This window comes from Streptosporangiales bacterium (assembly GCA_009379825.1).
Classification (GTDB): Bacteria; Actinomycetota; Actinomycetes; order Streptosporangiales; family WHST01; genus WHST01.
The window spans coordinates 1-12,340 of the sequence record WHTA01000027.1; the positions used below are offsets into that span (position 1 = coordinate 1).

General features: G+C 69.4%; 11 protein-coding genes. 3 read left to right on the forward strand and 8 right to left on the reverse strand.

All coding sequences use genetic code 11. The annotated features are described in order from the left end of the window. Positions 1-137: 137 nt before the first annotated feature. A complete protein-coding gene (locus GEV07_15000; protein MQA03969.1) occupies positions 138-1,649 on the reverse strand; it encodes a LytR family transcriptional regulator in 1,512 nt (503 codons plus the stop codon). A 189-nt stretch (positions 1,650-1,838) separates the two neighbouring features. Here GEV07_15000 and GEV07_15005 point away from each other — a divergent pair, with 189 nt between their 5' ends. After that, on the forward strand, positions 1,839-2,477 hold the full coding sequence (locus GEV07_15005) for an MBL fold metallo-hydrolase (GenBank protein ID MQA03970.1): 639 nt from the start codon (positions 1,839-1,841) through the stop codon (positions 2,475-2,477). Here the strand turns inward: GEV07_15005 and GEV07_15010 are convergent. Further along, positions 2,467-2,997 carry a PAS domain S-box protein gene (locus tag GEV07_15010; protein ID MQA03971.1) on the reverse strand — a complete coding sequence of 177 codons (531 nt, stop codon included), beginning with the start codon at positions 2,995-2,997 and terminating at the stop codon, positions 2,467-2,469. The genes GEV07_15005 and GEV07_15010 overlap by 11 nt on opposite strands. Positions 2,998-3,060: 63 nt before the next feature. Next, the gene (gene guaA / locus GEV07_15015; GenBank protein MQA03972.1) at positions 3,061-4,611 is read right to left on the reverse strand and encodes a glutamine-hydrolyzing GMP synthase; all 1,551 of its coding nucleotides are present in this window, start codon (positions 4,609-4,611) and stop codon (positions 3,061-3,063) included. A 152-nt stretch (positions 4,612-4,763) separates the two neighbouring features. Between guaA and GEV07_15020 the strand changes: the two genes are divergently transcribed. Next, a complete protein-coding gene (locus tag GEV07_15020; GenBank protein ID MQA03973.1) occupies positions 4,764-6,005 on the forward strand; it encodes an endonuclease/exonuclease/phosphatase family protein in 1,242 nt (413 codons plus the stop codon). Between the two features lie 100 nt (positions 6,006-6,105). After that, complete coding sequence (locus tag GEV07_15025) at positions 6,106-6,789, forward strand: hypothetical protein (GenBank protein ID MQA03974.1); 684 nt, start codon at positions 6,106-6,108, stop codon at positions 6,787-6,789. Positions 6,790-6,796: 7 nt separating this feature from the next. On the opposite strand, the gene GEV07_15030 is transcribed toward GEV07_15025, so the two are convergent. The 5 genes from GEV07_15030 to GEV07_15050 all read right to left on the reverse strand — a co-directional run bounded on the left by GEV07_15030 (position 6,797) and on the right by GEV07_15050 (position 12,331). Next, entirely contained in the window at positions 6,797-8,449 is a 1,653-nt protein-coding gene (locus GEV07_15030) for an FAD-dependent oxidoreductase (GenBank protein ID MQA03975.1), read from the reverse strand. 108 nt (positions 8,450-8,557) lie between these two features. Continuing rightward, the gene (gene glpK / locus GEV07_15035; GenBank protein MQA03976.1) at positions 8,558-10,075 is read right to left on the reverse strand and encodes a glycerol kinase GlpK; all 1,518 of its coding nucleotides are present in this window, start codon (positions 10,073-10,075) and stop codon (positions 8,558-8,560) included. Positions 10,076-10,214: 139 nt separating this feature from the next. Next, positions 10,215-10,730: a hypothetical protein gene (locus tag GEV07_15040; GenBank protein ID MQA03977.1), complete on the reverse strand. Its 516-nt coding sequence runs from the start codon at positions 10,728-10,730 to the stop codon at positions 10,215-10,217. 15 nt (positions 10,731-10,745) lie between these two features. Continuing rightward, on the reverse strand, positions 10,746-12,023 hold the full coding sequence (locus GEV07_15045; GenBank protein ID MQA03978.1) for a hypothetical protein: 1,278 nt from the start codon (positions 12,021-12,023) through the stop codon (positions 10,746-10,748). After that, positions 12,020-12,331: a hypothetical protein gene (locus GEV07_15050; GenBank protein MQA03979.1), complete on the reverse strand. Its 312-nt coding sequence runs from the start codon at positions 12,329-12,331 to the stop codon at positions 12,020-12,022. Before GEV07_15050 ends, GEV07_15045 begins: the two co-directional genes overlap by 4 nt. Between the last annotated feature and the right edge of the window lie 9 nt (positions 12,332-12,340).

The window sequence follows — 12,340 nt, forward strand, 5'->3', positions numbered from 1 at the left end:
CGACTACGAAGACTCATACCTACCCACCGGCTCCATGGGCGGTACCGCCGAGGAGGCCCTCGACACAGCCTGCGGTCTCTACCTCGCCGACCCGACCGCCTGGACCTGAGCCCCCGACGAACTTCCGGAGATGCCCACTAGTCGAGCCCGCAGGCGGCTTCCACCGAGTTCGGCTTGCCTGGCTTGCCGGTCTTCGACGTCTTGGGCTTCTTGGCCTTGCCCTTGTCGTCGGACGGCTTCTTGGCGCGCTTCTTCTCCGACCGTTTCTCCGCCTTGCGGATGGTCTCCTGCACCTCGGCCTTGATCTGCGGATAGTCCGGGTTCCCGGTGTCCACCAGCGGCGGGATCAACGGCAGGCTGCTGATCTCCGCGCTCTTGGCCTTCTTCCCCAACTGGAGCAGCGCGGGCAGGTCGTCGTTGGGGATGTCGGTCTTCACGTTCTTCTTCGTGGTGGCGGCGATCTTCTGGAAGCTGCGCATCACGGTCGCAGGGTCGGCCTGCTTCGCGATCGCGGCCATCACGCATCGCTGCCGCTGCATGCGGTGGTAGTCGTCGTCCGCGGCACGCGATCGCGCGTACCACAGTGCCTTCTTGCCGTTCAGATGTCGCTTGCCCTTGCGGACGTAACCGACGTACGCGCCCTCAGGCCCGATCGGCAGGTCCTTCTCGACGTAGACGGTGATACCGCCGATCGCGTCGATGATCTCCTCGAACGCCTTCAGGTTCACCAGCGCGTAGTAGTCGATCTTCAGGCCGAGGATCTCCGAGATCACTTCCTGCGTGGCCTGCGCGCCGGGATTGCTGCCCTTCTTGAACTTGTTCGGGTTGTCCGTGCCGTACACGTAGACGGCGTTGAGCATGTCCGTGTAGCCGGAAGGGAACTCGTCCTTCATCCGGTCGGGCATCGGCGCGTTGAGCATGTTGCGCGGCAGGCTGAACATCACCGTGTCTCCGGTACGAGTGTCGATGCTCGCCACGATCATCGTGTCGGTACGGACACCGGTGCGGTTCCTGCCGCCGTCGCCGCCGAGCAGGAGGACGTTCAGGCGCGGCTTGTCGGCCCAGGGATCCTTGCCTTCCTTGGACTTCCGCGGTTGCTTGTCGTCGTCGTTGAAGACGTTGCTGATGACGTCACGCCCGACGTAGGCCTGTCGTGCCGCGTAGATCGGCGGCGTGGAGACCGCGAAGCTGAGCACGCCGACGACGAGCGCAGCCAACAGTCCGTGCAGAACGCTGGACTGGCCGGGCCGGCGCAGGTGGTACGCGGAGACGATGACCGCGGACCAGCCGATGGCGAGCAGCACCGCGGTGACCATGACGGCGGTCAGCACGTTGGTGTCGACCGCGTAGACGAGCAGCTGGGTGGGGTCCACGACGGTCGCGAGGAGCACGCCACCGCCGGCCAGGAGGAGGAAGAACGCGAGGATGGCGATGCCTGAGCGCCGCCGGCCCGCCCAGATGTGACCGGAGCCGGGGAGCAGTGTCGACACGGCGGCGAGCCCGACCGCAGCCCAGGTCTGCCGTGCGGGAGTGCGCCTGCGGCGGCGGCGAGACGCCCGGCTACTTGCCCCGTCGCGGTCCAGCCGCTCCGGCGTATACACCCGGTCGCTCTCCTCTCGTCGTGCGGCGGTGCTACCCAGCCGTGGCACCCACCGCACCGTACGCCAATACTCGCCGGCGCGCCGGATACGGGTTTGGGCGTCCGCTCATGCTAATGGTGTCACTTCGTCCAAGACGCTCGACAGCCCCCGAAGGTTGCCTTTCACGGCGTCCGCTGTTGCCGTGCCTCGGACGGCGATAGCCTGCCATCGGCAGCAAGCGTCGAGAAAGGGTTGGTAATGCAGCTAACCAAGCTCGGACATTCCTGCGTACGCATTGTCGCCGACGGTAAAACGTTGGTCATCGATCCGGGCATATTCAGCGAAGATTTTGCCCTCGAAGGCGCGGATGCGGTTCTCGTCACACATGAACACCCCGACCATCTCGATCGGGACAAACTAGGCGCCGCGCTGAGCACCAACGCCGATCTGCACGTCTGGACCAACCGGCCGCTCGCCGAGCAGCTGGACACCTCGTACCCCGGCCGCGTCACCGCGGTGCGTGCCGGCGAGCAGTTCGACGCCGCGGGCTGCACCGTGCGCGCACACGGCGTGGACCACGCCGTCATCCGCGACGCGATCCCGATCATCGCGAACACCGGCTTCCTGATCGACGGGGTCTTCCATCCGGGGGACGCGTTCACCGTCCCGGACGAGCCCATCGAGACGCTGCTGCTGCCGCTGAACGCGCCGTGGGCGAAGCTCAGCGAGACCGTCGAGCAGCTGGCACAGGTCGCGCCCGGACGGGTGCACCCGGTCCACGACGCGTTGCTGACCCCCGCCGGGCTCAGCGTCTACGGCGGGCACGCGGAGCAGGTCAGTACCGAGTCCGGCGCCACGTTCCACCGCCTCGAACCGGGCGACTCGGTCACCCTCTAGCTTCGTGCTCAGCCGAACGGGCGTACCCCGGTGCTCCCGGCCGGCGCGTAGATCGCCATCGCACCGACGGCCGTGCCGAGGCCGTCGCAGAGTACGAGCAGCCTTCCGGGGAAGTGCCCCTCCTGGCCGTCCGCGCAGAGCACCGGCAGGTCGGCGGCCAGGTCCTTGACCTGGGGGTGCGCCATGGCGTTGCGAACCCGGTCCAGTGCGCCTCACGCAGCCGCTGCGGCACGACCAGATCGAGCGTCCGACCGACCGCATCCTCCGCCCGGTGCCCGAACAGCACCTCGGCCCCCGCACTCCACCGCACGATGACACCCTGCGTATCCGCCTCGATGATCGCGTGCTCGGCCACCGCCGCCGCCCCCTCCCGTCCGGGTCCAAGAGGAACGTTACCGAGGTAACCGACCTCGAGGCTTGGACGAATGCGCACCCGTCCAGCCGGCCGTTCGCCAGCGCATCCCCTTGCTGAGGCGTCTGATGTGGCGCAGGCGCACCGACGACAGGTGACCAGGACCAAGCGGGTTCGGGTGAAGCGATCCCCAGGCGCGCTGGCGACAGTACTGACCGCAGGTCGGTGGCGTCACTCCCACTCGATGGTGCCCGGGGGTTTGCTGGTGACGTCGAGGACGACCCGGTTCACCTCGCGGACCTCGTTCGTGATCCGGGTGGAGATCCGGCCGAGCACCTCGTACGGCAGCCGCGCCCAGTCCGCGGTCATCGCGTCCTCGCTGGTCACCGGGCGCAGCACCACCGGGTGCCCGTAGGTGCGCTCGTCGCCTTGCACGCCGACCGAGCGGACGTCGGCGAGCAGCACGACCGGGCACTGCCAGACGTCCCTGTCCAGGCCGGCGCGGGTGAGCTCCTCGCGGGCGATCGCGTCCGCCTCGCGCAGCAGGTCGAGGCGCTCCCTGGTGACCTCGCCGACGATCCTGATCGCCAGCCCCGGCCCGGGGAACGGCTGCCGCCAGACGATCTCCGTGGGCAGCCCCAGCTCCTCGCCCACCCGGCGCACCTCGTCCTTGAACAGCCACCGCAGCGGCTCGACCAGCTCGAAGGCGAGGTCGTCGGGCAGCCCGCCGACGTTGTGGTGCGACTTGATGTTCGCCGTCCCCGTGCCACCGCCGGACTCGACGACGTCCGGGTACAGCGTGCCCTGCACCAGGAAGCCGACGTCCTCCACGGCCGCCAGCTCGCGGGCCGTCTGCTCGAAGACCCGAATGAACTCGTGCCCGATGATCCGGCGCTTCTCCTCCGGGTCGTGCACCTCGGCGAGCGCCTGCTGGAACTGGTCGGCGGCCTCCACGACTTTCAGCCGCACGCCGGACGCCGCGACGAAGTCCTTCTCCACCTGCTCGGCCTCGCCCTTGCGCAGCAGCCCGTGGTCGACGAATACGCAGGTCAGCCGGTCGCCGAGGGCCCGCTGCACCAGCGCGGCCGCGACTGCGGAGTCGACGCCGCCGGACAGCGCGCACAGCGCCTGCCGGTCGCCGACCTGGGTACGGATCCGGTCGACCTGCTCCTCGACGATGTTCAGCATCGTCCAGGTGGGCCGGCAGCCCGCCGCGTCGTAGAGGAACCGCTCGAGCACCTGCTGCCCCTGCTCGGTGTGCATCACCTCAGGGTGGAACTGCACGCCGTAGAGCCCGTTCGGCGCGTACTCGAAGGCCGCGACCTGGGCGCCCTCGCTGGACGCCAGCACGGTGAAGTCCGGGGGCGCGGCGGTCACCTCGTCGCCGTGCGACATCCACACCTGCCGCAGCCGCGGCTGGCCGCGGAACAGGGTGCCCTCGTCCAGGACGGTGAGCGACGTGCCGCCGAACTCGCTGCCGCCGGTACGGGCCACGGTGCCGCCGAGTGCCAGGGCCATCGCCTGGAAGCCGTAGCAGATCCCGAGCACCGGCACCTCGCCGGTGAACAGCCCAGGGTCGACCTGGGGCGCTCCGTGCGCGTACACCGAGGCTGGGCCGCCGGAAAGGATCACCGCCTTCGGCTTCTTCGCCAGCATCTCCGCGGCGCTCATCGTCGACGGGACGATCTCGCTGTAGACGTGTGCCTCCCGCACCCGTCTGGCGATCAGCTGCGCGTACTGCGCCCCGTAGTCGACGACAAGAACGGTGTCGAACTCGCTCACCTAGCGTGCCTTTCGCAGATCTGCTGACGTGGGTACCACTCGAGGAATCGCGACGCTGCGTTGCGATCCCGACAGTTCATCTCACCACGGTGGTACGAGCGGCATACCTGCGGCATAGTCACCAGGTCACCGCGCTGCCGGGAGGAGCGACCATGTCCCTGGTGTCCACACTAGCCGCGACGGCTGCCGGGCTCCTGTTGACCAGTACCGTAACCCCCATGACGGCCGCGGCCGGCCCCGCCCAGGTGCGCTTCGCCACCTTCAACGCGTCGCTGAACCGCGCCAGCCAGGGCGAGCTCGTCCAGGACCTCGGCACCCGCGACGACGCGCAGGCCAGGAACGTGGCGGAGATCATCCAACGCAACCGGCCGGACGTGCTGCTCGTGAACGAGTTCGACCACGACGCCGACGGCGAGGCGGCCGAGCTGTTCCAGCGCAACTACCTCTCCGTCGGCCAACGCGGCGCGCACCCGATCGAGTACCCGTACCGGTACGTCGCGCCGAGCAACACCGGCGTCCCCACCGGCTTCGACCTCGACCACGACGGCAGGGCCGTGACCACCGTGGGCGAGCCCGGTTACGGCAACGACGCGCACGGGTTCGGCGACTTCCCCGGCCAGTACGGCATGGTCGTGTACTCCAAGCACCCGATCGACGACGACCGCGTACGCACGTTCCAGGAGTTCCGGTGGAAGGACATACCGGGCGCGGAGCTGCCGACCGACCCGGAGACCGGCGAGCCTTGGTACGGCGACGACGTGCTCGACGTGCTACGGCTGTCCTCGAAGAGCCACTGGGACCTGCCGATCAGGGTCGGGGCGCGTACGGTGCACCTGCTCGCCGCGCACCCGACCCCGCCGACCTTCGACGGCGCCGAGGACCGCAACGGCAGACGCAACCACGACGAGATCAGGTTCTGGGCCGACTACGTCACGCCGGGGGCCGGCGACTACATCTACGACGACGCCGGCGACCGCGGCGGCCTCGCGCCAGGTGCACAGTTCGTCATCGCGGGTGACTACAACGCCGACCCGTACGACGGGGACAGCTACGACCACGCCGCCAGGCAGTTCACCGAGCACCCGCTGATCGACGCGAGGAACGTCCCGACGAGCGAGGGCGCGGTGCAGGCGGCGGAGCTGCAGGGCGGCGCGAACGCCGGGCACGACGGTGATCCCGCGAACGACACGGCGGACTTCGGCGACGCGGGGGCGTTCGGCCCGGGGAACCTGCGCGTCGACTACGTCCTGCCGTCGCGGGGGCTGCCGGTCGCCGGCACGGCCGTGTTCTGGCCGACGTCCGACGACCCGCTGGCCCGGCTGGTCTGGCCGGCCGACGGCCAGCCGCCACCGAGCTCGGACCACCGGCTGGTGTGGCTCGACGTACGCACCTGACGGCGGGTGCCTACGATGGGCACATGTCGTGCCGGGAACAATCGCCGGCCCGTGGGAGTCTTCACCACTGAGGCGGTACCACACATGGGAGGCGGACACGGTGGCCTCGAAGAAGGGGCAGAAGGCACGGGCCAGGGAGCTGCTCGCGCAGCGAAGGGCCGAGGAGGCGCGCCGGCGGCGCCGGATCAGGTTCTCGCTCATCGGCGCGGGCGCCGTGGTCGTCGTCCTGCTGGCCACGGCCATCACCTGGGCGGCGGTCACCGGCGACGACGACGACGATGGCGGCGGTTCTCGGGCGACACCGACGGTCGGCACCGGCAGGCCGCCGTGGCCGGTGCCTGACGACCCGCTCGAGGGCGCCCGCGCGGCCGGCCTGGACGTCACCGAGATGGAGGGCACGGCCGAGCACTTCCACAGCCACCTCGACATCCTGGTAGACGGCAAGCCCGTCCAGGTGCCGGCGAACATCGGCGTCGCGCAGACGGGGATGTCGGAGCTGCACACCCACGACGCCGGCGGCCTGCTGCACGTCGAGGCGCCGACGGCGGGCAAGCGGTACACCCTGGGGCAGCTGTTCCGTACCTGGCAGGTGCGCCTCACCGCGAACGCGATCGGCGGCCTCGAGACCGGCGACGGCGACGAGCTACGCGCCTACGTCGACGGCGAGCGCGTGACCGGCGACCTGGCAAACATCGAACTCGGGTCGAGGAAACAGATCGTCCTGGTCTACGGCCCCGCCGACGAGCAACCCGACCTACCGACCTACACCTTCACCGAGGACTGACCCCGCGTCAGTAGGCGATGACGTCCGGGGCGCCCAGGCGGGCGGCGTCGGCGGCGGTGTCGTCGGTTTGTTCCTGGGATGCGCGCTCGGCCTCTACGCGTAGCCGGTAGTGCTCGATCTCCTGGCTGGTGCGCTCCTCGTCCCAACCGAGTACCGGGGCGATCAGCCGGCCGATCTCCGCGGCTGCTTCCACGCCGCGATCCCAGGTCTCGATGGACGCCCTCGTACGCCGGGTGAGCACGTCCTCCAGGTGCAGTATGCCCTCGTGCGAGGCTGCGTACAGCGCCTCCACCTTGAGGTAGTCGTCGGCGCCTGGCAGCGCCTCGCCCAGCTCCGGCCGCTCGTCGACGAGGGCGAGCACCTCGTCGACCAGGGTGCCGTACCGGCGCAGCAGGTGCTCGATCCGCGCGACGTGCAGGCCGTGCGCGCTCGCCAGCCGGAACCGCTCGTTCCACCGCACGGCGTAGCCGCTCGCACCGACCAGCGGCGTACGGTCGGTGCACGACTCCGGTACCCGCCCGGGCAGGCCGCGCGCCGCCACGTCGATCGCGTCCTTCGCCATCACCCGGTACGTCGTGTACTTCCCGCCGGCCACCACGATCAGGCCGGGCACCGGCTGCGCCACGCTGTGCTCACGGGACAGCTTCGACGTCTCGTCCTTCTCCCCGGCGAGCAACGGTCGCAGCCCCGCGTACACGCCCTCCACGTCGGCACGCGAAAGCGGCGACCGCAGTACCGCGTTGACGTGCTCGAGCAGGTAGTCGATGTCCTTGGCGCTCGCCGCGGGATGCACCTTGTCGAGCTCCCACGGGGTGTCGGTGGTGCCGACGATCCAGTGCCTGCCCCACGGGATGACGAACAGGACGCTCTTCTCCGTACGGAGGATCAGCCCGGTGTCGAGGTGGATCCGGTCGCGCGGCACCACCAGGTGGATGCCCTTGCTCGCCTTGACGTGGAACCGGCCGCGGCCGACGAGCTGCTGTACGTCGTCGGTCCAGACGCCGGTCGCGTTGACCACTTGCCTGGCGTGGATGACGAACTCCCTGTCGCCGGTCAGGTCGTGCGCCCTGACGCCGGTGATCCGCTCCCCCTCCCGCTGGAACCCGGTCGCCCGCACCCCGGTCGCGGTCGCGGCACCGTACTGCGCAGCCGTACGCGCGAGCATCATGGTGAACCTGGCGTCGTCGACCTGCGCGTCGTAGTACTGCAACGCACCGACGAGCGACTCGTCGCGCAGTGCCGGCGCGATCCGCAGCGCCTGCCGCTTGCCCAGGTGCCGGTGCCTGGGCAGGCCGCGGGAGTGCCCGGACGCCGACGCCAGCACGTCGTACAGCAGCACGCCGGTGCCCGCGTACGCGCGCTCCCAGGCGCGGTGCTTCAACGGGTAGAGGAACGGCACGGGCCGCACCAGGTGCGGGGCCAGGCGTTGCAGCAGCAGTCCCCGCTCCTGCAACGCTTCCCTGACCAACGCGAAGTCGAGCATCTCCAGGTACCGCAGCCCGCCGTGGATCAGCTTGCTCGACCGGCTCGACGTGCCCGCCGCGTAGTCACGCGCCTCGATGAGTGCGACGGTGAGCCCGCGGCTCACGGCGTCGAGTGCGGCTCCGGCACCCACGACGCCACCACCGATGACGACCACGTCGAACTCGTCGTCCGCCATCCGACGCAGCGACGCCGCGCGATGGTCGGGCGACAGCGCACCCGTGTTCACGGAACAGCCTCCCCCTCTTCGGCGATCAAGATCAGTACATCACGCCGGTGCCGAACGCTACTCGACGTCCACCCAGCCGTACGTACGCTCGACCGCCTTCTTCCAGCCGGCGAAGCCGTCCTCACGCTGCTCTTCGGTCCAGGTGGGCTCCCACCGCTTGTCCTCGTTCCAGTTCGCCTGCAGTTCGCCCGTGTTGTTCCAGAACCCGGTGGCTAGACCGGCCGCGTACGCGGCGCCGAGCGCCGTGGTCTCCGCGACCACCGGCTTCGACACCGGCACGCCGAGGATGTCCGCCTGCAGCTGCATGCACAGCTCGTTCGCCGTGACCCCGCCGTCGACCTTCAGCACGCTGACCTTCACGCCGGCGTCCTTGGCCATGGCGTCAGCGACGTCGCGGCCTTGGTAGCAGATCGCCTCCAGCGTCGCGCGGGCCAGGTGCGCGTTGGTGTTGAACCGCGACAGCCCGACGATCGCGCCGCGTGCGTCGGAACGCCAGTACGGCGCGAACAGTCCGGAGAACGCCGGCACGAAGTACACGCCGCCGTTGTCGTCGACCTGCCGCGCGAGCGTCTCGCTCTCCGCCGCGCCGGAGATGATGCCGAGCTGGTCACGCAGCCACTGCACGGCGGAACCGGTGACCGCGATCGACCCTTCGAGCGCGTAGACGGCCGGCTGGTTGCCGAACTTGTAGCACAGCGTGGTGAGCAACCCGTTCTTCGACCGGACGATCTCGGTGCCGGTGTTGAGCAACATGAAGTTGCCGGTGCCGTACGTGTTCTTCGACTCGCCCGGCGCGAAGCAGACCTGCCCGACGGTGGCCGCCTGCTGGTCGCCGAGGTCACCGGACAGCGGCACGATGCCGCCCAGTGGCCCGCTGACGAGCGTCTGCCCGTAGAAGTTCGGGTCCGAGGACGGCCGGATCTCCGGCAGCATCTGCCGGGGGATGTCGAAGAACGACAGCAGCTCGTCGTCCCAGTCGAGGGTCTCCAGGTTCATCAGCATGGTGCGGCTGGCGTTGGTCACGTCGGTGATGTGCACGCCGCCCTGGATGCCGCCGGTGAGGTTCCACAGCAACCAGGTGTCGGTGTTGCCGAAGATCGCCTCGCCGCGTTCCGCCGCTGCCCGCACGCCGTCGACGTTCTCCAGGATCCACTGGATCTTGCCGCCGGAGAAGTACGTGGCCGGTGGCAGGCCCGCCTTCTGCCGGATCACGTCGCCCTTGCCGTCCCGGTCGAGCGCGGACGCGATGCGGTCGGTACGGGTGTCCTGCCAGACGATCGCGTTGTAGAACGGCCGGCCGTTCTTCGGGTTCCACACGACGGTGGTCTCGCGCTGGTTGGTGATGCCGAGCGCCGCAAGGTCGGTGGCGGCGAGGTTCGACTTGTTGAGCGCGGTCCTCACCACGGCCGAGGTGCGTTCCCAGATCTCCAGCGGGTTGTGTTCCACCCAACCGGCCTGCGGCAAGATCTGCTCGTGCTCGAGCTGGTGCTTGCCGACTTCGTTGCCCCCGTGGTCGAAGACCATGAACCGGGTACTCGTGGTGCCCTGGTCGATAGCGCCGACAAAGTCCGCCATGAGGAACTCCTCCTCGCTCCGTTGCGTACCGCCGAGGGTGTGACGGCTACGGTCTCCAGATCGTAGGCGTCTTCCTCCGCGGAGGCCATCGCCCTACCGCGGAGATCTTCACGACCCACTGGGTGGGACAGCCAAGGCCCTAGGCGTCCGGCTCCTCGGCGAGCGAGTGCTCGTACGCCTGCGCAATCGTCCTGTCGAACAGTACGACGAGATTGTCGGGCGAGTACTCGAGCCGGCCCTCTTCTGTGACCTCACCGAGCGCCACGGTGACCGAGCGACCGTCGGTGAAGCCGAGCCGTACGCCGGCCTGGGTACGGCCCGCCTCCAACGGCTTGAGTCCCTCGACGCTCTGCACGTGTTCGACACCCCGGCCGAGCAAGTCGGCCCACTCCGGCCACGCGGTCGCGTCCAGCCTCGTCAGGCTGCCGCTGGGGAACCGTTCTTCGATGCCGCCCCACGAGACGTCGACACGGGCGTCGGTCCCCTCGGTCAGCCACGAGATCGTGAGCCGGCCGCCACCTTCGGTGCCGAGCTCGATACCCATGCTCACGTCGTGCCCGACCGGGTAGCGCACATACCGCTCCTCCGCCAACTCCGGCAGCGTCAGGTAAGCGACGGAGCGGAGACGCACGCCCGTGATGTCGTCCAATCGCATGCTGACCTACTCCTCCTAGCCGGGGTACGTGAACGAGCCGAAGTACCGGAAGTCGCCCTGCGCGTCGACCACGACTCCGCGGCCGTCGGGACGAATGTAGTAGTGGCCGCCCCTGAAGTTGCCACCGGTGATCGGGACCTCCCTGGTGGCCGGGTTGGTCACGATCTCCTGGAGGTGCCGGTGCGCGAGCGCCTCCTTCTCGGCGGCGCCCCCGCGCAGCGGTGGGAGCGTCGACTCACCGGCACGCTGACCCGCCGCGTGTTTGTCGTACGAGTGCACGCTCCTCGGCACCTTGCCCTTGACCAGTGTGTTCGCGCTCTCGACGATCTGCTGGCTCGTTCGACCGGAGCCACCCCACGCCTGACCGGGGATGGGCGCGCGACCACCCCTACCGGCCCGGCCCGCCGCTTGCACAGCCGCGACGAGCTCGTCGACTTTGGCGCGGGCCGCCGTCGAGACCCCGGCGAGCGCCTTGCCGCCCTTGAGCACCTTGGCGGCAGCGAGCGGGCCGACCAGGGTCCCGGCGTCGACGAGGAAGCCCCCGAAGTCTCCCTCGAGAAGGTCGTCTACGCCGGTCATCGAGCCGACGAACCGGAGCAGGTCCTCGCCGGTGATCAGGTTCGGCTGGAGCAGCTCGACGGGAGACGTCCCCCAGACCTGACGGAGAGTAGCACTCTTGTCGCGGTCGGCCACCGCCTGCGCGAGGAGGTCCTGGTTGCTCGGGCCGCTGCCGGTCGGCACGGTCTCACTCAGCACGGGGCCGTTCCACCTGAGGCCGCGCAGCTGCTCGTCGGTGATCGAGTCCGCGGCCTTCGCGTGCACCAGCGCGCTGCGCAGGACCCGTTCCGCGATCCTCATCTCGGACATCTTCTGCGGGTCGGCGGGGCCGCCTTCTGCGGGCGTGAAGTAGTCGGGATCGCGGACGGTCACCCCTCCGTCGTCGTGGACTTCCCACTTCCCCGTCGTCACCTCGGGACGGTCCATGACCTCGTCGACCTTCGCCTTCGCCTTCGTCAACGCGGCCTGGAAGCCGAGCACCGCGTTGCGCGCCGTCTCCGTGCGGAGCGCGATGATGGTCATCGCCGTCGCGTTCGTCTGCACCACGGCCGACGCCTCCGGCTGCCCTTCGCCGCGCCACCCTTGGGCTGCGGTGAGCGGGAGCTCGACCTCGTTCGTGAACGTGGACTCGCCGGCGGTCAACGTGGACCGGGCGGCGGCGAAGTCCTCGGCAGCGTGACCGAGCGCCTTCGGGGAGACGTGTCGCAGGGCGGAGACGGTGATCGCCGCGGTCACCGCGCCTCCGGTGAGCGGACGTAGACGAACAGGTTGCCGCCCTCGTTGTCTGTCGTGACGGAGATGTCGACCGTCTCCAGGAGTTTGTCGCCCGTGGTGACGGTCACCTCCGTCAACCGCTTGGTGAACCGCGTCCAGTCCTCGACCACCGACGACAGGCTGCGGTGCGTCGCGTACGGCTGCAGATGCGCGCCGCCAAGCGAATCGTCGATCTGCGCGAGGCGCTTCGGCACCGGCGCAATGTCCGCCCCCACGCCTCGCGCCGCGCGCCCCATGGCCTTTACCGTCGACGGAACAATGGTCGCCACCGCGAACTA